Raw genomic sequence first — 21,005 nt, forward strand, 5'->3', positions numbered from 1 at the left:
CAGCCCCACGAATCCGCCGACACAAGCCCGCGCTCCGACATCCGCGCGACCCTTTCTCGGCCTGAACCCTTCGGGCTCGTCGACCGAAGGCGGCACAGCCGCCGCAGCGAAGACGGATCGAGCGCAGCGAAGCGGAGTCGAGATCTCAGCCCTCGCCCGCGCCGGCGTCGGATCGGAAACCCGCGCACCGCATCACCTGCCCCACCCGTCACCACCAGCCCCACAGATCCGCCGACGCAACCGCCCGCTCCGACACCCGCGCGACCGCACGACCCTGCGAGACTGAATCGGTGAAGGTCTCCCAGCGGTCCGAGGTTCCGGCGTTCGAGGTCATGCGGATCCTCGATCGCGTCGCCGAGCTGCGAGCGGAGGGCCGCGACGTCGTGTCGCTGTGCGCCGGCGAGCCCTCCGGCGGCGCGCCCGCGGCCGTGCACGAGCGGGCGATCCGGGTGCACGCCGATCGAGAGCCCCTGGGCTACACGCCCGCGCTCGGCATCCGCGCGCTGCGCGAGGCGCTGGCCGGGCACTACGCCCGGTGGTACGGGCTCGCGCTGGACGCGCAGGAGGTGGCGATCACCACCGGCTCGTCCGGCGCCTTTCTGCTCGCCTTCCTGTCGGCGTTCGAGCACGGCGATCGCGTGGCGCTCGCCCGGCCCGGCTACCCCGCCTACCGCAACATCCTGCGCTCGCTCGGGTGCAAGGTCGTCGAGTTGGACTGCGGCCCCGAGGTCCGCTTCCAGCCCACGCCGGAGCAGCTCGACGCCGCCGTCGCCGAGGGCGGCCCCATTGCCGGGCTCGTGATCGCCTCGCCCGCCAACCCGACCGGCACGATGATCAGCCGCGACGAACTCGAGGCGCTGACCGCCTGGTGCCACGCGAACGACGTCCGCCTGATCAGCGACGAGATCTATCACGGCATCGCGTACCCCGAGGATCCCTCCGCACCCGGCGCCCGCGGGACGAGCGCCTGGGAGCTCGATCGATCGGCGATCGTCGTCTCGTCGTTCTCGAAGTACTGGGGCATGACGGGCTTCCGGCTGGGCTGGATGCTCGTGCCCGACGGCCTGCGGCCCCGGGTCGACGCGCTCGCCGGCAACCTCGCGCTGTGCCCTCCCGCGCCCGCGCAGCTCGCGGCCGTCGCGGCGTTCACCGAGGAGTCGTACGCCGAAGCCGAGACCCGTGTCGAGGAGTTCGCCGCCTCGCGCGCCCTGCTGCTGAGCCGCATCGACGTGCTCGGCTGGGGCACGGTCGCGCCCGCCGACGGCGCGTTCTACGTCTACGCCGACATCGCTCCGCGCCTCGGCGCACACCCGGATTCGTCGGCCTGGTGCGCGGCGCTGCTCGAGGAGGAGGGCGTCGCGATCGTCCCCGGCGCCGACTTCGACGCGGTCGCCGGCCGTACCTTCGTGCGCCTCTCGCTCGCCGCCGGTCCCGCCGCCGTCGCGGAGGCGATCGATCGGATCCTGCGGTTCCAGTCTCGGCTCTGACCAGCCCGCGCGAGAGAATGGACGCATGGCCCTTCACATCACCGGAGACACCGCCGCCGACACCCTGCTGACCGAGAACCCGCTGGCACTGCTGGTCGGCATGCTCCTCGATCAGCAGGTCGCCATGGAGACCGCCTTCGCGGGCCCCGAGAAGATCCGCGAGCGGATCGGATCGGTCGACGCCGCGACGATCGCCGGGTACGACCCCGAGGCGTTCACCGAGGCCTTCAAGGAGTCGCCGGCGGTGCACCGGTTCCCGGGCTCGATGGCGGGCCGCGTGCAGGCGCTGTGCCAGGCACTGGTCGACGAGTGGGGCGGCGATGCGGCCGCGCTGTGGACGCAGGGCGACCCCGATGGGCCGACCGTGCTGAAGCGTCTGAGGGCGCTGCCGGGCTTCGGCGAGCAGAAGGCGAAGATCTTCCTCGCGCTGCTGGGCAAGCAGTACGGGTTCACGGGCGACGGCTGGCGCGAGGCCTCGGCGCCGTACGGCGAGGAAGGCTCGTTCCGCTCGGTCGCCGACATCGTCAGCCCCGAATCGCTGACGAAGGTCCGCGAGCACAAGAAGGCGATGAAGGCGGCAGCGAAGGCCTCGTAATCCGGGATCCTTGCGCCCAACGGCACAAGCTGCGAGACTTGAGCCTGCAAGCTCAGTCTGAAAAGCTTGATCCCCGGAGCGCAAGGAGCGGCGATGTTCGTGCTCACGATCGATCAGCGCAACAGCCAGGCGGGTACGGATCTCGTGCCGACCGCGATCGACACGATCGAACGCGTCGGTGGGACGGCCCTCGCCCTGCCCCCCGAGCGCACGGCCGGCGACGAGATCCAGGCACTCATCGCCGGAGCCCCCGCCGCCCTCGCCCTCGCGCTCGCGCTGAGCCGCGCCGGGACCTGGAGCGTGGGCCTCGGCGCCGGAGCCGTCGACACCCCGCTGCCCGAGGTCGTGCGGGCGGCCCGCGGCGACGCGTTCCTGCATGCCCGCGACGCCGTGGAGCGCGCGAAGAGCACGCCGCTGCGCCTCGCGATCGAGGGCCCCGACGCCGAGGCGGCCGCCGATGCCGAAGCGCTGCTGCGGCTGCTGCTCGAGCTGCGGGATCGCCGCACCGACGAGGGCTGGGAGATCCACGACCTGCTTGCGACGGGCCTCACGCAGCGCGAGGCGGCGGCCGAGCTGGGGATCACCGAGAGCGCGGTCAGCCGGCGGGTGCGGGTCGCGGGCCTGCGCACGGAGGAGGCGGCGATCCCGGCCCTCGCCCGGGTGCTGGGAGCCCTCGACCCCGACGCGTGACCCGCCGCCCGCTCCCGCGGCCATGTCCGCCGCCCGTGACACACTGATCGGCATGCAGCTCGCCGACAGCCTGCCGGGCGTGATCCTCGGCGCCGCGCTCGTGCTCGTGATGGGCGCGGCGCTCGTGCTCATCCTCGTGCGGCGCGATCGGCCGGCGACGGCGGCCCTCCTGACGGCGGCGATCCTCATCGTTCTCTCCCTCATCGCGGTCGCGATCGCGCCGTGGCACGTTCCCCTCCCGCTCGTCGCCCCGCTCGCGGTACTGGGCACCGCCGTCGCGGTGCTCGGTGGCGACCCCGTCGCCCGCCGGGTGCTCGCGATCGCCTCGGACGACGGCGTGCGCGAGGGCCCGCACGGCGGCATCCTCCTGCGCGCGCCGGCGGGCACCGGCGGAGCGGGTCCAGAGGTGATGCGCGGCGGGGTGACGATCGGCTACCTCGAGCGGGTCGCGGCGGCGCTGGCCCTCGTCGTCGGCTATCCCGAGGCGATCGCCGTCGTCGTGGCCGTCAAGGGCATCGCGCGCTTCACCGAGCTGGGAACCCCGGAGGCGCGCGAGCGCTTCATCATCGGCACGCTCGCGAGCCTCGGCTGGGCGTGCGTGGCCGCGGCGATCGTGCGCCTCGCGATCGCGTAACGCCGCTCAGGCGCCGTCCCACCAGCGCAGGATGCGCAGCGCGGTGAACGTGAGCCACGGCGACGGCTGCCCCGGCTCGACGTCGGCGTGGAACCAGACGCGTCCGGGCAGGCGGTGATCCACCGCCCAGGTGCCGTCGTCGCGGCGCTTGCCGCGCAGCAGATCGATCGCCTCGGAAAGGCGCGGGTCGGGCTCGTGGCCGTCGTGCAGGTGGGCCGCGCGGAAGTAGTCGAGCGCGCGGATCGCCGTGTAGGCGGCGCGGCCCGGGCTCATGAAGACGCCGACGTACGGCACGACCGGACGCCCCTCGGCGAGCGTGCTCAGCAGCCGGCGCTCCAGCAGGTACTCCTTGGCGCGGTGCCGCGCCTCACGCAGCTGCGGGGTGCCGCCGGTGGCCCGCTCGTGATCGAGCAGCCGAACAGCCCGTTCAGGGTCGACTCGACCGAGGCGCGCGTGGAGCCCTCGATCCACTCGCAGTTCCAGCCGCCCTCGGCCATCTGGTGGTCGGCGAACCACTGCGCGAGCGCCGACATGTCGCGCCCCAGCCACAGGCCGTTCGAGAGGGTCCACGAGTTGATGCACACGTCGACCTCGCCGCCCCAGTACGGCAGGTCGTCGTACTCCCATCGCACCGCGCGCTCGATGCGATCGGCCGTATCGCCGAGCACCGCGGCGTCGACGCCCCACTCGCGCAGCGCGCTGAGGCTCCAGGTGGTGGCGACCCACGGCTGGCCCTCGCCGGACCCCGTCGCCTCGGACGGATCCCAGCCCTCACCGGGGAAGAAGGCGCCGCGCGCCCAGGTGCCCTCCGGATCCTGCCGCGCCAGCAGCCGCGCCGCCATCCCCTCGGTGGCGACGCGCTCGCGAGTGGCGCGCCACGTGGCCTGCGGCGCATCGAGCAGATCGCGCTCCACCTGCCACCGCAGCGCCGGATCGGTGCGGCTCATCCACTCGAGGATCGCCGGCGCGGTCTCGGTCATACCCGCACGCTAGTTCGTGGCGGGCGACATTTCGATGGCGTGAGGCGGGCGATCAGAAGGTCTGGTCGAGGCCCGCGAAGAACGCCGCGTGCTCGCCGTCGACGCCGTACATCTCGCGCACGATCCGCTCGGCCTCGTCGGCGTCGCGGTCGACGAGCGCGCCGGCCAGCCGCTCGTGCTGCGCGCGCAGCACCATCGCGTACTCGGCGAACGGGAAGTGGCGCACGACCCACTGCACCGAGTAGAGCAGGTCACTGCGCAGGCAGAAGTTGCTGTTGCCGCAGACCTCGATCATGAAGTCGTTGAAGGCGCGGTTGGCCTCGTGGTAGGCCTCATCGTCGGTACCCGAGGCGGCGACCTTGCCGAGCAGCGCGAGCGCCGTCTCGGCCTGCTCGTCGGTCATCCGCTTCGTCGCGAGGCGGATGATCGATCCATACAGGTAGCCGGCGTGCTCCATCGTCTCGCGCACGCGCTGCGGCGTGAGCTCGGCGACGCGCGTGTAGCGGCTCGCCGCCATCTCGATCAGGCCGGCTCGCTCCAGGCGCTGCAGCGCCTCGCGCACGGGCATGCGCGAGACGCCGAGCTGATCGGCGAGGTCCTGATCGCGCAGCGACTGTCCGGGGGCGAGCTCGCCCTGGACGATCGCGTCGGCGAGACGCACGAACACCATGTCGGACAGGCGCTGCGGCTGAGGGGTGTCAAGGGCGAGGAGCGCGGACAAGGGAGGCCTCCGTGGGTGCAGAGTGTGGCAGCGGCGCGCGAGGGTTCGGGTGCTTTCGCGCGATGTCGCACGCCCGGGGGAGCGTATATCGACGAAGCTCGATCGTACGCTCTCGGTGGCCTGGTCCGCTAGGGTTCCCGGATAGTTGTGGGTCAGGCGCCCTTGAGTCGGTCGGCGAGGTAGGCGCTCAGGCCCTCGAGCGGCACGCGCTCCTGCGCCATGCTGTCGCGATCGCGCACCGTGACCGCCTTGTCGTCGAGGGAGTCGAAGTCGACCGTGACGCAGAACGGCGTGCCGATCTCGTCCTGGCGGCGGTAGCGGCGGCCGATCGCGCCGGCGTCGTCGAAGTCGACGTTCCACGATCCGCGCAGCTCGTCGGCGACCTCGCGGGCCAGCGGCGACAGGCGCTCGTTGCGGCTGAGCGGCAGCACCGCCACCTTCACGGGCGCGAGGCGCGGGTCGAGGCGCAGCACGGTGCGCACGTCGGTGCCGCCCTTGGCGTTGGGCACCTCCTCCTCGGCGTACGCGTCGACGAGGAACGCCATCATCGAGCGGGTGAGGCCGAACGACGGCTCGATCACGTACGGCACGTACTTCTCGCCGGAGGCCTGGTCGAAGAAGGCGAGGTTGCCGGCGCCGGAGTGCTCGATGTGGTTGGAGAGGTCGAAGTCCGTGCGGTTGGCGATGCCCATGAGCTCGCCCCAGCCCTTGCCCTGGAAGCCGAACTCGTACTCCACGTCGATCGTGCGATCCGAGTAGTGCGCGCGCTCGCCATCGGGCACGTCGAGCTTGCGCATGTGCGACGGGTCGATGCCGAGATCGACGAACCAGTTCCAGCACGCGTCGACCCAGTGCTCGAACCACTCGGCGGCCTCGGCCGGCGGCACGAAGTACTCGATCTCCATCTGCTCGAACTCGCGGGTGCGGAAGATGAAGTTTCCGGGCGTGATCTCGTTGCGGAACGCCTTGCCGACCTGGCCGACGCCGAACGGCGGCTTCTTGCGGCTCGCGGTGACGACGTTGGCGAAGTTCACGAAGATGCCCTGGGCCGTCTCCGGGCGCAGGTAGTGCAGGCCGGACTCATCGTCGACGACGCCGAGGTAGGTCTTCACCAGTCCGCTGAACGACTTCGGCTCGGTCCACTGGCCGCGCGTGCCGCAGTCCGGGCAGACGATGTCGGCCATGCCGTTCTCGGGCTCGCGGCCCTTCTTGGCGACGAACGCCTCGATGAGGTGATCCTCGCGGTGGCGCTTGTGGCACTGCAGGCACTCCACCAGCGGGTCCGTGAACGTCGCCACGTGACCCGAGGCCTCCCACACCTTCGTCGGCAGGATCACCGAGGAGTCCAGGCCGACCATGTCGCCGCGACCGCGCACGAAGGTCTGCCACCACTGGCGGCGGATGTTCTCCTTGAGCTCCGTGCCGAGGGGGCCGTAGTCCCACGCCGACCGCGATCCGCCGTAGATCTCTCCCGCCTGGAAGACGAACCCGCGGTGGCGGGCGAGGCTGATCACCTTGTCGAGACGGGACTGTTCGGCCACGGTGGCTCCAATGGTCGGGAGTGGATCGGATGGCCCGGAATCGGGCGCCAGAGCGGTGGGTGCCGCCACCCCAATCCTAATCCGCGCGTGCCGGACGGATTCCCGAGTGCCGACGTGCCGCCCACGCCCGCCCTCGCGACGCGGGCGCACCCGGGAACGGCCTTCCGCGGATCCGATGAAAACCTCTACCGCAATATGTCGCAAGTCCGTAAAGTCTTTCCCAATCGGCCCCACGGGCACCCCGATCGAGGAGACCAGCAATGACGCACCCCGCCCCCGTCGCGATCCCCCGCCGCGGCTTCCTGACCCTCGCCGCCGCCGGCGTCGCCGGCTCGGCGCTCACCGTGACCGTCGGATCCCTCACTCCCGCCGGTGCGGCGCCCCTCGCCCCGGCGAGCGCAACGACCGCGATCGGCGCGCACCGGAAGCGCGAGCTGCGCGCCATGTGGATCGCGACCGTCGTCAACATCGACTGGCCCTCGCGCACGGGCCTTCCCGCCGAGACGCTCCAGGCCGAGCTGCGGCACTGGCTCGACTTGGCCGTCGAGATGAACCTCAACGCCGTGTTCTTCCAGGTGCGGCCCACCGCCGACGCGTTCTTCGAGAGCCCGCTGGAGCCGTGGTCGAAGTACCTCACCGGCACGCAGGGCCGCCACCCCGGCTTCGACCCGCTCGCCTTCGCCGTCGCCGAGGCACACGCCCGCAACCTCGAGCTGCACGCCTGGTACAACCCCTACCGCGTGTCGATGGACACCAACGCCGCCGCGCTCGTGCCGGAGCACCCGGCGCGCGTGCACCCCGAATGGGTGTGGGCGTACGGCGGCAAGCTGTACTTCGATCCGGGCATCCCCGCCGCGCGCGAGCACATCTACGCCGCGATCCTGCACTCGGTGGCGAACTACGACCTCGACGGCGTGCACTTCGACGACTACTTCTATCCGTATCCGGTTGCGGGGCAGACGATCCCCGACGCCCATACCTTCGCCGAGCACGGCGCGGGCTCCGCCGACATCGCCGCCTGGCGCCGCGACAACGTCGACACCTTCGTGCGCGAGATCTCGCAGCGCATCAAGCAGACCAAGCCGTGGGTCAAGTTCGGCATCTCGCCGTTCGGCATCTGGCGCAACAAGGCGACCGATCCGCGGGGCTCGGAGACGAGCGGGTCGCAGTCGTACGACGCGCAGTACGCCGACACCCGCAAGTGGGTGCTCGAGGGCTGGCTCGACTACATCAACCCGCAGATCTACTGGCAGTTCGGCCTCGCCGTGGCCGACTACCTCAAGCTCGCGCCATGGTGGGCCGAGGTCGCCGCGCAGTCGGGCACGCAGCTGTACATCGGCGAGGCGACGTACAAGGTCACCAGCGGGGTGTTCACCGATCCGCGCGAGCTGACCAACCACGTCGCGCTGGGCAAGGAGCTCACCGCCGCCGGCACCCCCGTGCACGGCCACGTCTGGTACTCGGCGAACCAGATCCCCAAGGCCGACGCCCTCAACGGCGCGATGGCCGCCGTCGTGGCCGATCACTACCAGCGCCCCGCGCTCGTGCCGGCGATGCCGCACCTGCCCGGCACCGCCGTACGCGAGCCGGTCCTGGCCGAGGCCGTGCGCACCGATGCGGGCGTCGCGCTGAAGTGGCTCGACGCCGGCCCGAAGCCGACGCGCGCCACGTCGTTCGCGATCTACCGGGTCGAGGGATCCGCGAGCGCGATCGAGATCGAGGATGGCGCGAACCTCTGGGCGACGGTCCGCACGAGCGGCGTCGTGGAGCAGTTCTTTACCGACACGACGGCCGAGCCGGGCCGTGCGTACACCTACGTCGTCACCGCGCTCGACCGCCTCTGGAACGAGTCCGCCCCGAGCCGCGCGAAGCGGGTCTGAGCCCGGGCGGCTGCACTCCCGACGCGCCACCACGGGCTCGTCGACCGGAGTGAGCGAAGCGAACGAAGCGGCGGAGTCGAGGCCTGGAGGGTTCGACCCCGAGCTCTCGACTCGCTTCGCTCGCTCGAGCCGTCTCCGCTCGCTTCGCTCGGTCGACGAGCCCGCGTGGTTGGTGCTCGTGGTCGGCTGCAAGCCTCACGGCTCGTCGACCGAAGCGGCGCAGCCGCGGAGCGGAGACGGGCCGAGCGCAGCGCCGGAGGCGCGGAGTCGAGGCCTCGCGGGTCCAACCCCGCGCTCTCGACTCGCTTCGCTCGCTCGAGCCGTCTCCGCTCGCTTCGCTCGGTCGACGGGCCCGCGTGGTCGCACTCCTGACGCGCCACACGCGCCGCTGGCTCGTCGACCGGAGGCGCGCAGCGCCGGAGCGGAGACGGGTCGAGCGGAGCGCCGGAGGCGCGGAGTCGAGGCCGAACGACCGCACCCCCGCACGCTGGGCCCGGCGGCGTGCGAGGATCGCGGCATGGCCCTTCCGACGATGGCGGTCACGTTCCGCCCGCAGCTGCCGCCCGAGCGCCTCCACGATGTCGTCACCGCGGCCGATCAGGCGGGGATCGACGAGCTCTGGCTGTGGGAGGACTGCTTCCTCGAGGGCGGCATCGCCACCGCCTCGGCCGCGCTCGCTCGATCGGAGCGCGTGCGGATCGGACTCGGGCTGCTCCCCGTGCCGCTGCGCAACCCGGCGCTCGCGGCGATGGAGCTCGCCACGCTCGAGCGCCTCGCGCCCGGCCGCGTCATCGCGGGCTTCGGGCACGGCGTGCTCGACTGGATGGGCCAGGTCGGCGCGCGCGTCGCCTCGCCGCTGACCCTGCTACGCGAGTATGTGACCGCCGTGCGATCGCTGCTGGAGGGCGGCACGGTGGACGCGGCCGGACGCTACGTGTCGCTGCGCGATGTCGCGCTCGACTGGCCGCCGGCGGCCGCGCCGCAGCTGGTGATCGGCGCCACCGGCCCCAAGACGCTGCGCCTGGCCGGCGAGCTGGGCGACGGCGTGGTGCTCTCGGGCGGCACCTCGCCCGACGACGTGCGCGCCGCGCGCGCGATCATCGACGAGGGCTACGCCGCCTCCGGACGCGACGGCCGCTCGCGCGTCACGGTGTACGTGCCGGTGGACACCACCCTGCCGCGTCTGGCCGATCACCTGCGCGAACGCGCCGCCGCGTACGGCGACGCCGGAGCGGACGCCGTCTCGTTCGAGGCGCCCGCGGACTCCCCCGATCCGAGGCCGATCATCGACGCGCTGGCCGGCTGAACCTCACGCGGTCGCCGCGCGGGCGGCCTCGGCCGCGCGGGGCAGCCATGCCGGGGGCTTGCCGGGACGCTGGGGCGGCACGAGCAGGCCCGCCTCGCTGTCGGCGACGAGCTGGCGGGCGCGGCGCTCGCGCGTGGCCTCCTGCGCGGCCGAGGCGATCCAGTGCCGCACGGCCTTGCGGTAGCCCGGCGCCGCCTCGGCGAGGAACGCGACAGTGCCGGGCGAGGCGTCGATGATCGCCTGCAGCCGGGGATCCAGCTCGGCCTCGCCGCTCTCGTGCGAGTACACGCCGCTGCGCTCCGGCGCTCGGCGCTCGAACGCCGCGAGCCCGGCCGGGTGCATCCGGCCCTCGGCGGTGAGACGCTCGACGTGGTCGATGTTGACCCGCGACCAGATGCTGCGCGGCTTCCGCGGCGTCCAGCGCTGCCGGCGCCGGTCGTCGTCGATCGGCTGCGAGACCGAGTCGATCCACCCGAAGCACAGTGCCTCGAGTACCGCGTCGGCCCATGTGAGGCCGCGATCGGGCACGTGCGCCCGGCGCAGCTCCATCCACAGCTCCGGCGCGGTGTCGTGATGCCGCTCGAGCCACGCGCGGAACTCGGCGGCGTCGCGGAAGAACCGGGCCGGTCGCTCGGCGCTGCCGGCCGCGGTGCCGGGCTCGTCGTCGTGGCTCACGCGATCAGCCTGCCACCCGCCACCGACATCGCCGCGATCCCGCGCAGATCTGCGTTGCCGCGCAGCCAACGCCGCGATCTGCTGCGCGGAATCGCCGATCTGCGCCGGAACGCCGCGGACGAGGGGTGTATCGGCATCTCGGAGCCGGGTGTCCCCGGCCGCCGATAGGGTGAAGCACGTGAGTGATGCGGCGGACAGAAGGCGGTTGTCCCGCACCACCCCCAAGTGGCTCACGGTGTTCGCCCTCGCGTTCACCGGCCTGACCTCGGCGTACATGTTCACGCTCGTCGTGCCGATCCAGTCGGAGCTGCCCGAGCTGCTCGACGCGTCGCGCCAGGACACGGCCTGGGTCGTGACGATCACGCTCCTCGTCGCCGCCTGCGCCACGCCGATCTCCGGTCGCCTGGGCGACATGTACGGCAAGCGCCGCATCGTGCTCATCCTCATCGGGTTCCTGCTGCTCGGCTCGATCGTCGCCGCGCTCTCGCCCAACATCGTCGGCCTGATCATCGGCCGCGGGCTGCAGGGGGCGACGACCGGCGTGATCCCGCTCGGCATCGCGATCATGCGCGACGTGCTGCCCCCGGCCCGACTGGGCACGGCGGTGGCGCTCATGAGCGCCACGATGGGCGTGGGCGGCTCGCTCGGCATGCCCGTGAGCGCGTGGGTCGTCGAGAACCTCGACTGGCACGCGCTGTTCTGGATCGCGGCCGGCCTCGGCATCGTCGCCGCCGCGCTCGTGGTCGCCTTCGTGCCGCCGAGCGTGCTGCGCGCGCCGGGGCGCTTCGATGTGCCCGGCGTGATCGGTCTGACGATCGCGCTCAGCGGCATTCTGCTGGCGATCTCGCGCGGCAGCGACTGGGGCTGGCTCTCGCCCGCCACGCTCGGCGCGGGCCTGGGCGGCGTCGCGGTGCTGCTGCTGTGGGGCTGGTACCAGCTGCGCACGCCGGAGCCGCTGCTCGATCTGCGCGTGGCCGCGCGGCCGGCGGTGCTCTTCACGAACCTCACCGCGATCTGCATGGGCTTCGCGCTGTTCGGCTCGAACGTGACGCTGCCGCAGATGCTCGAGCTGCCGGCCGGCACGGGCTCGGGCTTCGGGCTCGGGGTGTTCGAGACGGCGCTGATCGTCATGCCCGCTGGTCTCATCATGATGCTCATCTCGCCGCTGTCCGGCTGGCTCGAGCGCGTGCTGGGCCCGCGCATCATGCTCTCGGCCGGCACCGGCTTCGTCGCGCTGTCGTACGTGTACCTGCTGCTGTGGAACGACCACGTGGCGCACCTGTTCATCGCCAACCTCATCGTCGGCGTCGGGATCGGCCTGAGCTTCGCGGCGATGCCGATGCTCATCATGCGCTCGGTGCCCGCGGCCGAGACGGGGGCGTCGAACGGCATCAACGCGCTCGCGCGATCGCTCGGCACCTCGACGGCCTCGACCGTGATGGCCGCCGTCCTGGCCGCGATGGTCGTGGAGTACGACGGCGTCGCCGTGCCCACGCTCGACGCGTTCCTGCTGTGCTTCTGGCTCGGCGCGATCACCGGGGCGGCCGCCTGCCTGCTGTCGCTGTTCATCCCGCGGCGGCCGCCCGTCGAGGCGCACCCCTCGGTGCCGGCCCGGGGCTGATCAGCCGAGGGGGAGCAGCTCGGGCGATGGCTCGGCGCGGGCGAGCCAGTGGGCCAGCACGCGGTGGAACAGCTCCGGATCCTCGGCGCTCCAGACGTGGTGCATCCGCGGCACGATCGCGGCCGTGCCCCGCGGCGCCGGCCCGGCCACATCGGGCAGGGCGTCACGCACCTGCCGCGGCTCCCGCTCCCCCGCCAGTACGAGCAGTGGGGCGGTGAGGGCTCCGAGGCCCGCGAGCGCGGCGGCGGGGAGCCCGTCGTACACCTGGCGGGTCATGCGCCGGGCCGACGCGCGATCCGTGCCCAGCCCGGTCTCGACGAACGCCGGCACCGCGTCGGCCGGCAGCCGGAACGCGCGCGCGAGCCCGCGCCAGTAGCCGGCGCTGCCCCACAGCGCGATCTGCGCGAGACCCGACACGCGCGTGAGGCCCCCGACGCCGCGCACCGCCGCGCCCGTGACGAGGCCGCGGCGCACGACGTCGGGGTGCCGCGCGCACAGCAGTGCGCCGAGCACGCCGCCGAGCGAGAGCCCCACGATGTGCGCGCGCCCTCCGGCGCCCCGCTCGCGCACGATGCCGGCGAGGTCGTCGGCCACCGTCTCGAGGTCGGTCCACGGCACCCCGGCCGATGCGCCGAAGCCCGGGAGGTCGGGCACGATCGCGTGGTACTCCGGCAGGGCCTCGGCCTGCGCCGTCCACATCCAGCCCGCCACGCTCCCACCGTGCAGGAACAGGATCGACTCCGCCGCGCCGGCGTGGTGCTCCTCGATGTGCATCACAGCTCCCCCTCCACCTCGTCGAGCCACGCGAGCTCGGCCTCCAGATGCCGCAGGCCGTGCCGCAGCGTCGCGCCGCGCAGGCGCTCGGCGAGCGAGCCGTCCGGCTGTGGGATCGCCCGGAGCGCGGCCAGGCGCGCCTCGGCGAGCGCCCGCCGCTGACGCAGCAGATCGCGCGCCACCTCGGGCCCCTCCCGGCCGGCGAAGAAGACGCGGGCGAGGAACGGATCGCGGTCGCGCTCGTCGTCGAGCGGCGAGGCGAGCCAGGCCGACAGGGCCCGGCGACCGGCCTCGGTGATGCGGTGCTCGCGCCGATCGGGGCGCCCCTCCTGGGGGATGACGGTCACCTCGACGGCGCCGTCGTCGACGAGCTTGGCCAGCGTGCGGTAGATCTGCGCCTGGTCGGCGGCCCAGAAGTGCGCGACGGAGTTGTCGAACGACTTCTTGAGGTCGTAGCCCGACATGGGGGCGAGATCGAGGAGCCCCAGCACCGCATTTGTAAGTGACATGTCTCATATATGAGCACACATATATGAGACACCGCAAGAGAGTCGAGGTGGTCGCTTCATCTCCGGCCGCTGACGCGGCCTCCGTTCAGCAACCGGGGGGGGAGCAGCATCCCCGCTCGGAGCGGCCCCGTTCAGCAACCGGCGGGGGAGCATCCGCCGGTTGCCGAACGGGGGCGCGGGCCCTCAGCCGCGGAGGGCGGCGAGGTTGTCGTACGAGACGGCGGCGTTGTCCAGCGATGCGGAGGCGGACGGCGCCGGGTACGAGCCGGCGTTGTCCTGCTCGTACATCGAGTGGTGGTGGCCCTTCGCGCCGATGCGCCGGTAGAACGTGGCGTAGTCGATGTCGCCCGTGCCGAAGGGGACCATGTCGTAGCCGTTGGCGCTGGCGGTGTTGATCCGGCCGTCCTTGGCGTGGAACAGCGGGAAGCGCTGCGTCTGCGCCGCGACGACGGCCGCCGGATCGAAGATCGACGTCACCTGCGACCCGTCGGGCGCCGTGTAGGTGCGGTGCTTGTACTGCGCCACGTGCGCCCAGTAGATGTCGAGCTCCAGGTAGACGTACGCCGGATCGGTGTGGGCGAGGAACCACTCGAGCCGCCGGATGCCCGACGAGCGGGTCGGCCGGCCCTGAGAGTCGAGCGGTCCGCTGTCGAGCAGGAAGCTGTACGCCACGTCGTGGTTGTGCGTGTACAGCTTGAGCCCGTGGCTCGCCGCCCGCTCCCCGAGCAGGTTCCACCGGTCGGCCGCGGCCTGCCAGTCGGCCACGTAGGCGCTGCCCGTCGGGTCGCTGCCCGTGCCGATGTGGTCGAGCCCGAGGATGTTGGCCACCTCGCAGGCCTGATCGAACGCCGCCAGCGTCGCGTCGGTGAGGGTCGACGGGATGCTGCCGTGGTTGCCCTGCGCGCGCAGCCCGTTGTCGTCGAGCCACGTGCGCAGCAGGTGCGCGCCGGCGACGTTGTTGACGTTGCCGCCCTCCGCGTTCGCGTGCTGGCCGAAGCCCGCGAACTCCACCTGCTGGTACCCCATGCCCGACAGCGCCTCGAACACGCGCCGGAATCCCGACGGCAGGTCGGTCGTCGCCGGGTCGCGCGAGATCGCGTCGCGCACCGTGTAGAGGATGATGCCGCGGCGCGGCGGCGGCACGAGCACGCCGTTCGGCCCGGTGGGCTTCACGCCCGCGTGGGCGGCGCCGGCGCCGCCGAGGCCGAGGACCGCCGCGGCGGCCATGCCGGTCGTCGCCGCGAGCAGCTGGCGCCGGTTGAGACCGAGGCGGCCGCCGAGTGCGCGCGCGTCCTCCTGGGCCCGGTGAGTGAGTTCATCCATCGTGTGCTCCTTTGCACGGGGCCCTGAAGGGGGATGGCAGGCGATCGGCCAAGGCCCGGAACCGAACGACGTGGTCTCGACTCGCTGCGCTCGCTCGACGAGCCAGCGGCGTCAGCGCGCGGAGAAGGCCGAGTCGAAGGCCGCCGCCGACGGCTCGTACGACGACATGCGCCGCACGAATGCGAGCGCCTCGGGGGCGCCGACGAGCCTGTCCATGCCCGCGTCCTCCCACTCGACCGAGAGCGGGCCGGCGTAGCCGATCGCGTTGAGCATGCGGAACGCGTCCTCCCACGGCACGTCGCCGTGGCCGGTCGAGATGAAGTCCCAGCCGCGCCGGGGATCGGCCCACGGCAGGTGCGACGAGAGGCGGCCGTTGCGGCCGTTGGTCAGGCGCTTCTTCGTGTCCTTGCAGTGCACGTGGTAGATCCGGTCCTGGAAGTCCCAGAGGAACGCGACGGGGTCGAGGTCCTGCCACACCATGTGCGACGGGTCCCAGTTCAGGCCGAACGCCTCGCGGTGCCCGATCGCCTCGAGCGCGCGCTTGGTGGTCCAGTAGTCGTAGGCGATCTCGGACGGATGCACCTCGTGGGCGAACCGGACGCCGACCTCGTCGAACACGTCGAGGATCGGGTTCCAGCGGTCGGCGAAGTCCCGGTAGCCCGCCTCGACCATCTCGTCGGTGGCGGGCGGGAACATCGCCACGTACTTCCAGATCGACGACCCGGTGAAGCCCGTCACGGTCTTCACGCCGAGCGCCGCGGCCAGGCGCGCGGTGTTCTTCAGCTCCTCGGCGGCGCGCTGCCGCACGCCCTCCGGGTCGCCGTCGCCCCACAGCTCGTCCGAGACGATGGCGCGGTGCCGCTCGTCGATCGGGTCGTCGCAGACCACCTGCCCCTTGAGGTGGTTGGAGATCGTGAACACCTTCAGGCCGTTGCGCTCGAGGATGTCGAGCCGGTCCTGCACGTAGGCGTCGTCGTCCCAGCGGTTCGGATCGAGATGATCGCCCCAGCAGGCGATCTCGAGCCCGTCGTAGCCCCATTCCCCCGCGAGCCGGGCCACCTCCTCGAACGGCAGGTCGGCCCACTGGCCCGTGAACAGCGTGATCGGTCGCGCCATCGCTCCCTCTCCTTCTCTCTCAGTCGTCGTCGACCGCGGTCCAGGCCGCGTCTCGTGCGGCGCTGCGCTCGACCGCGTCGAGCACGCGCTGCACGTGCAGTCCCTCATCGAATCCGGGCTCGGGATCGGACCCCGCGGCGATCGCGTCGACGAGGTCCTTCACCTGGTGGCTGAAGCCGTGCTCGTAGCCGAGCATGTGCCCCGCCGGCCACCACCCCTCAAGATACGGATGGCCGGGCTCCGTGACGATGACCCGCGCGAAGCCCTGCTCGGTGGCGGGCGCCGTGCGGTCGTAGAGCCACAGCACATTGAGATCCTCGAGGTCGAAGGCGATCGCGCCCTCGGTGCCCGAGACCTCGACGCGCAGCTCGTTCTTGCGCCCGGTCGCGAAGCGCGTCGCCTCGAAGCTCGCCAGCACGCCGGAGTCCAGGCGGCCCGTGAAGATCGCGAGGTCGTCGACGGTGACGTCGCCGAGCTCGTCGCCGCCCACGCCCGCGATGCCGCTGCGCTCGGTCTCGACGGGCCGCTGCCGCACGATCGTCTCGAGCACGCCCGTGACCCGCGTCACCCGCTGCCCCGTCAGGAACTGCACGAGATCGACGGCGTGGCCCCCGATGTCGCCGAGCGCCCCCGAGCCGGCCAGGTCCTTCTGCAGCCGCCACGACAGCGGCGCCTTCGGATCGACGAGCCAGTCCTGGCGGTACGCGGCCCGCACCTGCTGCACGGTGCCGATGCGCCCGGCCGCGATGAGGTCGCGCGCGTGGGTGAGCGCCGGCACGCGCCGGTAGGTGAAGCCGAGCATCGAGCGCACGCCCCGCTCGCGCGCCGCGCGGGCGGCCGCCGCCATCACCTCGGCCTCGGCGACCGTGTTGGCGAGCGGCTTCTCGCACAGCACGTGCTTTCCCGCCTCGAGCGCGGCGATCGCGATCTCGGCGTGCGAGGAGCCGGGCGTGACGATGTCGATCACGTCGATGTCGTCGCGCGCCACCACCTCCCGCCAGTCCGTCGCCGCCTCCGCCCAGCCCCACTTCGCGCGGGCGGCCTCGACGGCCTCGGCATCGCGGCCGACGATCACCGCCATCTCCACGCCGCGGGGAAGGTCGAACACGCGCGGCGCGGTGCGCCAGGCCTGCGAGTGCGTGGCCCCCATGAACCCGTACCCGATCATCGCGACCCGCAGTGCGCCGGTCTCGGTCATGCTGTCTCCTCCTGGTCTCGTCGTCGTGTCGTGGGGCGGTGCCGGGGCGGCCGCTGGCGGCCCCGGCACCGGCGCATCACGACTCGAACGCGAGGTCGATGTAGTCCGCGACGTTCTCCTTCGTCACCACGGGCGCATCCAGCACGATCCGGTACGGCACGCTCGGCGTGACGAGGTCGCTCATGGTCTTGCCCTGGGCGATCAGTCGGGCCAGCGCGATGCCGTCGGCGGCCTGCGTGGAGGGGTAGATGACCGTGGCCTTGATGACGCTGTCGTCGGCCTCGATCCGGTCCATCATGTTGACGCTGCCGGCGCCGCCCACGAGGAAGAACTCGTCGCGCCCGGCCGCCTCGATCGCGGCGAGCACGCCGACGCCCTGGTCGTCGTCGTGGTTCCATACGGCGTTGAGCTGCGGGTTGGCCGACAGCAGCTGCGAGGCGGCCGACTCGCCGCCCGCCACCGTGAAGTCGGCGGCCACGCGCGGCCCGACCTCGAGGCCGCACTCGGCGAGCCCGTCGGCGAAGCCCTGCGAGCGGTCCTGGGTGAGCGGGAGCGAGTCGATGCCGGCGATCTCGCCGATGATCGCGTCGCTCTGGTCGCCCAGCTGCTCGCAGATGTAGCGGCCGGCGCTCACGCCCATGCCGTAGTTGTCGCCGAGGATCGTCACGCGCGAGCCGGCCGGGTCCGAGAACTCGCGGTCCACGTTGATGACGGGGATCCCCGCGTCCATGGCGCTGATGGCGACCTGCGTGAGCGCGGCGCCATCCGTCGGCAGCAGCACGATCGCGTCGACGCCCTCGTTGATGAACTGCTCGACGGCCGCGATCTGCTGGTTGGCGTCGTTGGTGCCCTCCGCCTGACGCAGCTCGACGTCGTCGAACGACTCCGCGGCCGCGAGGGCCCCGGAGTTGATGGCGCCGAGCCAGCCGTGGTCGGCCTCGGGTCCCGACCAGCCGATCACGACGGTGTCGCCCGTGGCGGCGTTCTCGTCGGAGCTCGTGCCCTGGTCGACGACGTCCTCCTCGCCCTCCGTCCCATCGCTCGTGCATCCGGCCAGCAGCCCGATGGCCGCGATCGCCGCGACGCCGAAGACGACGGAACGCGATGCGCGCGTGCGCAGTGTCCGCATGATTCCTCCTTGAATGTGATGCAGAAGTCCAGCGCCGCCGCCTCGCCTCATGCATCCCCCGGACGCGACCGCGCTGTCGAGGTCAAGCTAACAGAGGTCGATCCGGCTGTACAGCTTTTGTCTTCGATCCGACAGAAGTGAGATCCGCGGCATGCTGGCGCCATTCCGCGGATCGCGGTGGGAAGGGTCGGCGGAAGATCGCCTCTCGCCCTGCGCTGATCGACGTGTTATGTTCTCGACGTGATCAAAGATGACCACCAGCCGTCATTACTGCAGATGCACGGCGTCACCAAGAACTTCGGCCCCGTGCGGGCCCTGCGCGGCGTGGACCTCGAGGTGCACGCCGGCGAGGTGCACTGCCTGCTGGGCCAGAACGGCGCGGGCAAGTCCACGCTGATCAAGACGCTCGCGGGCGTCCACCAGCCCGACGAGGGCGAGATCCTCTGGAACGGCGAGCCGGTCTCGATCGCCGATCCGCAGGGGGCCATCGCGCTCGGCATCGCCACGATGTACCAGGAGCTCGACGTCGTCGACGACCTGACGATCGCCGAGAACATCTTCCTCGGGCACGAGCTCTCGCGCGGCGGCGTGCTGCGCCGCGGCGATGCCGCCCGCGAGACGCGCGCCCTGCTGGCGCGGCTGGGCCACGCCTCGCTCTCGCCGCACACGGAGGTGGGCGCGCTCAGCGCCGCCGAGAAGCAGATCGTGAGCATGGCGCGGGCGCTCTCGCACGACATCCGCCTCATCGTCATGGACGAGCCGTCGGCCGTGCTCGACTCGGGCGAGGTCGAGAAGCTGTTCGCGGTGATCCGCGAGCTCACGGCGCAGGGCATCGCGGTGATCTACATCACCCACCGCCTCGAGGAGATCCGCCAGATCGGCGATCGCATCACGGTGCTCAAGGACGGCGCCAGCACGGCGGTGAACCTGCCCGTGGCCGAGACCCCGACACCCGACCTCATCCGCCACATGACCGGGCGAACGGTCGAGAACGTCTTCCCCGCGCGCACGGGCGTGCCCGCGGCCGCGCCCGAGCTGCTCGAGGTCGAGGGGCTGGGGCGCGACGGCGAGTTCGACGACGTGTCGTTCACCGTGCGGGCGGGCGAGATCGTCGGGCTCGCGGGCCTGGTGGGCTCCGGGCGCTCCGAGATCCTCGAGACGGTCTTCGGCGCGCGCCGCTCCGACCGCGGCACGGTGCGCGTCGCGGGTCGCCCCCTGCCACGGGGCTCGGTGCCCGCCGCCGTCGCGGCCGGCATGGGACTGAGCCCCGAGGAGCGCAAGTCGCAGGGCCTCGTGCTGGACGAGCCGGTGTTCCGCAACATCACCCTCGCGTCGTTCGGGCGCGAGGCGCGCGGCGGCTGGCTGCGCGAGGACGCCGAGCGGCGCATCGCCTCGGAGCAGATCGCGGCGATGGAGCTGCGCCCGTCCAACCCCGACCTGCCCGCCCGGGCGCTGTCGGGCGGCAACCAGCAGAAGATCCTGCTGGCGCGGTGGCTCGTGCAGGGCAGCCGGGTGCTGCTGCTGGACGAGCCGACCCGCGGCGTCGACGTGGGCGCCCGCAGCGAGATCTACGGGCTCATCCGCGCCCTCGCCGATGCCGGCACCGCCATCGTCATCGTCTCCAGCGAGATCGAGGAGGTCCTCGGCCTCGCCGACACCGTGCTCGTCGTCGCCGACGGACACGTCCTGACCACTCTCCCCGCCTCCGAGATCGACGAGCACGGTGTGCTCGATCTCGTCATGAAAGGAACGGCCGCGTGAGCGCGCAGACCACCACCCCCACCGGGCACGTCGAGGTGCCGTCGGCCCGCCGTCTCTTCTCCGGATCCGCCGGGCGCAACGTCGGACTCGTGCTGGCCCTGCTGGCGATCGTCGCGGTGGGCATGATCACCGCGTTCGACACGTTCGCGAGCTTCAGCAACGCGCTCGTCATCCTGCGCCAGGCCTCGATCATCGGCGTCATCGCGATCGGCATGACGTTCGTGATCATCGCCGGCGGCATCGACCTGTCGGTCGGCGCGGTGATGGCGCTCGCCTCGGTCGTGGCGTCGATCACCGTGGTCCAGGATCTCGTCGACGCCAGCCACTGGATCCTCATGGTGCTGCTCGCGCTGCTGATCGGGCTGGGCGCGGGGCTGATCAACGGCATCGTCGTGGCCTACGGCAAGGTGGCCGCGTTCATGGCGACCCTGGCGATGCTCGTCGGCGCCCGCGGCCTGGCCGAGATCATCGCGAACAACCGCACGCTCGTCGTCTCGGACCGCGAGTTCCTGCGGGTGATGAACGTCGACCTGCTCGGCGTGGACATCCTCATCTGGATCTTCGCCCTCGTCGCCGCCGGCGGCTGGGTGCTGCTCAACCGCACCACGTTCGGCCGCCGCACGGTGGCGATCGGCGGCAATCTCGAGGCCGCGCGGCTCGCGGGCATCGCGGTCAAGCGCCACATCATGTGGCTCTACGCGCTGTCGGGCGTGCTCGCCGGCGTCTCGGCGATCATGATCCTCGGGCGCACCAACGCGGGCACGTCGACGCACGGCAACCTGTACGAGCTCGACGCGATCGCCGCCGTCGTGGTGGGCGGCACGCTGCTCAGCGGCGGCCGCGGCTCGATCATCGGCACAGTGTTCGGCGTGATGATCTTCGCGACCTTGCAGAACGTGTTCGTGCAGAACAACATGCCGTCGTCGCTGCAGGCGGTCGCCAAGGGCGTGATCATCGTCATCGCGGTGCTGCTGCAGCAGCGCTTCGCCGCCCGCCAGCGGCGCTGACGCCCCGATGCGGCTTCCGCCGGCGAGCGGGCATATGATCGCGTAGTCGCGTCGGAAG

General features: G+C 72.0%; 20 protein-coding genes. 9 read left to right on the top strand and 11 right to left on the bottom strand.

The genetic code is table 11. From position 1 onward, the window contains the following. The first annotated feature begins 332 nt into the window (after nt 1-332). The 4 genes from E3O41_RS12620 to E3O41_RS12635 all read left to right on the top strand — a co-directional run bounded on the left by E3O41_RS12620 (nt 333) and on the right by E3O41_RS12635 (nt 3,406). The gene (locus tag E3O41_RS12620) at nt 333-1,487 is read left to right on the top strand and encodes an aminotransferase class I/II-fold pyridoxal phosphate-dependent enzyme (protein WP_179954889.1); all 1,155 of its coding nucleotides are present in this window, start codon (nt 333-335) and stop codon (nt 1,485-1,487) included. A 25-nt stretch (nt 1,488-1,512) separates the two neighbouring features. Next, nucleotides 1,513-2,082, top strand: coding sequence for an HhH-GPD-type base excision DNA repair protein (locus tag E3O41_RS12625; protein ID WP_067026823.1), 570 nt, complete (start codon nt 1,513-1,515; stop codon nt 2,080-2,082). Nucleotides 2,083-2,175: 93 nt separating this feature from the next. After that, entirely contained in the window at nt 2,176-2,772 is a 597-nt protein-coding gene (locus tag E3O41_RS12630; RefSeq protein ID WP_135012530.1) for a sigma-70 family RNA polymerase sigma factor, read from the top strand. Between the two features lie 52 nt (nt 2,773-2,824). Beyond that, the gene (locus E3O41_RS12635) at nt 2,825-3,406 is read left to right on the top strand and encodes a hypothetical protein (RefSeq protein WP_067026827.1); all 582 of its coding nucleotides are present in this window, start codon (nt 2,825-2,827) and stop codon (nt 3,404-3,406) included. Between the two features lie 6 nt (nt 3,407-3,412). On the opposite strand, the gene E3O41_RS14515 is transcribed toward E3O41_RS12635, so the two are convergent. From E3O41_RS14515 to E3O41_RS12650, 4 genes are all read right to left on the bottom strand, one after another. Next, nucleotides 3,413-3,700, bottom strand: a complete 288-nt coding sequence (locus E3O41_RS14515; RefSeq protein ID WP_338060484.1) for a hypothetical protein — start codon at nt 3,698-3,700, stop codon at nt 3,413-3,415. 26 nt (nt 3,701-3,726) lie between these two features. Further along, nucleotides 3,727-4,386, bottom strand: coding sequence for a hypothetical protein (locus tag E3O41_RS12640; RefSeq protein ID WP_338060485.1), 660 nt, complete (start codon nt 4,384-4,386; stop codon nt 3,727-3,729). 52 nt (nt 4,387-4,438) lie between these two features. Next, nucleotides 4,439-5,107: a GntR family transcriptional regulator gene (locus E3O41_RS12645; RefSeq protein WP_135012532.1), complete on the bottom strand. Its 669-nt coding sequence runs from the start codon at nt 5,105-5,107 to the stop codon at nt 4,439-4,441. Between the two features lie 152 nt (nt 5,108-5,259). Continuing rightward, nucleotides 5,260-6,648: a glycine--tRNA ligase gene (locus tag E3O41_RS12650; protein WP_067026831.1), complete on the bottom strand. Its 1,389-nt coding sequence runs from the start codon at nt 6,646-6,648 to the stop codon at nt 5,260-5,262. A 260-nt stretch (nt 6,649-6,908) separates the two neighbouring features. Between E3O41_RS12650 and E3O41_RS12655 the strand changes: the two genes are divergently transcribed. Next, nucleotides 6,909-8,528 carry a glycoside hydrolase family 10-like protein gene (locus E3O41_RS12655; RefSeq protein ID WP_135012534.1) on the top strand — a complete coding sequence of 540 codons (1,620 nt, stop codon included), beginning with the start codon at nt 6,909-6,911 and terminating at the stop codon, nt 8,526-8,528. 517 nt (nt 8,529-9,045) lie between these two features. Then, on the top strand, nt 9,046-9,834 hold the full coding sequence (locus E3O41_RS12660) for an LLM class flavin-dependent oxidoreductase (RefSeq protein WP_067026835.1): 789 nt from the start codon (nt 9,046-9,048) through the stop codon (nt 9,832-9,834). Nucleotides 9,835-9,837: 3 nt separating this feature from the next. Here the strand turns inward: E3O41_RS12660 and E3O41_RS12665 are convergent, their stop codons facing one another. Beyond that, entirely contained in the window at nt 9,838-10,509 is a 672-nt protein-coding gene (locus E3O41_RS12665; RefSeq protein ID WP_067026838.1) for a YdeI/OmpD-associated family protein, read from the bottom strand. 274 nt (nt 10,510-10,783) lie between these two features. Here E3O41_RS12665 and E3O41_RS12670 point away from each other — a divergent pair, with 274 nt between their 5' ends. After that, nucleotides 10,784-12,130 (top strand): MFS transporter, encoded by a 1,347-nt coding sequence (locus E3O41_RS12670; RefSeq protein ID WP_067027082.1) that lies wholly within the window; start codon nt 10,784-10,786, stop codon nt 12,128-12,130. Here E3O41_RS12670 and E3O41_RS12675 read toward each other — a convergent pair whose 3' ends face one another. From E3O41_RS12675 to E3O41_RS12700, 6 genes are all read right to left on the bottom strand, one after another. Next, nucleotides 12,131-12,904 (bottom strand): alpha/beta fold hydrolase, encoded by a 774-nt coding sequence (locus tag E3O41_RS12675; protein ID WP_067026840.1) that lies wholly within the window; start codon nt 12,902-12,904, stop codon nt 12,131-12,133. It lies immediately after the preceding gene. Next, entirely contained in the window at nt 12,904-13,413 is a 510-nt protein-coding gene (locus E3O41_RS12680) for a PadR family transcriptional regulator (RefSeq protein ID WP_067026842.1), read from the bottom strand. Before E3O41_RS12680 ends, E3O41_RS12675 begins: the two co-directional genes overlap by 1 nt. Before the next feature lie 183 nt (nt 13,414-13,596). Further along, nucleotides 13,597-14,736 carry a sugar phosphate isomerase/epimerase family protein gene (locus E3O41_RS12685; RefSeq protein WP_135012538.1) on the bottom strand — a complete coding sequence of 380 codons (1,140 nt, stop codon included), beginning with the start codon at nt 14,734-14,736 and terminating at the stop codon, nt 13,597-13,599. Nucleotides 14,737-14,847: 111 nt separating this feature from the next. Next, nucleotides 14,848-15,852, bottom strand: a complete 1,005-nt coding sequence (locus E3O41_RS12690; protein ID WP_067026846.1) for a sugar phosphate isomerase/epimerase family protein — start codon at nt 15,850-15,852, stop codon at nt 14,848-14,850. Nucleotides 15,853-15,871: 19 nt separating this feature from the next. Next, a complete protein-coding gene (locus tag E3O41_RS12695; RefSeq protein ID WP_244927249.1) occupies nt 15,872-17,050 on the bottom strand; it encodes a Gfo/Idh/MocA family protein in 1,179 nt (392 codons plus the stop codon). Nucleotides 17,051-17,126: 76 nt separating this feature from the next. Continuing rightward, the gene (locus E3O41_RS12700) at nt 17,127-18,179 is read right to left on the bottom strand and encodes a substrate-binding domain-containing protein (protein WP_067026848.1); all 1,053 of its coding nucleotides are present in this window, start codon (nt 18,177-18,179) and stop codon (nt 17,127-17,129) included. Nucleotides 18,180-18,455: 276 nt separating this feature from the next. On the opposite strand from E3O41_RS12700, the gene E3O41_RS12705 reads away from it, so the two are divergent. Both E3O41_RS12705 and E3O41_RS12710 read left to right on the top strand, forming a co-directional pair. Further along, nucleotides 18,456-19,940 (top strand): sugar ABC transporter ATP-binding protein, encoded by a 1,485-nt coding sequence (locus tag E3O41_RS12705; RefSeq protein WP_135012710.1) that lies wholly within the window; start codon nt 18,456-18,458, stop codon nt 19,938-19,940. Then, on the top strand, nt 19,937-20,947 hold the full coding sequence (locus E3O41_RS12710; RefSeq protein ID WP_067026853.1) for an ABC transporter permease: 1,011 nt from the start codon (nt 19,937-19,939) through the stop codon (nt 20,945-20,947). The genes E3O41_RS12705 and E3O41_RS12710 overlap by 4 nt, the downstream gene beginning before the upstream one ends. Nucleotides 20,948-21,005 lie beyond the last annotated feature (58 nt).

Source organism: Microbacterium sediminis (assembly GCF_004564075.1).
GTDB lineage: Bacteria > Actinomycetota > Actinomycetes > Actinomycetales > Microbacteriaceae > Microbacterium > Microbacterium sediminis.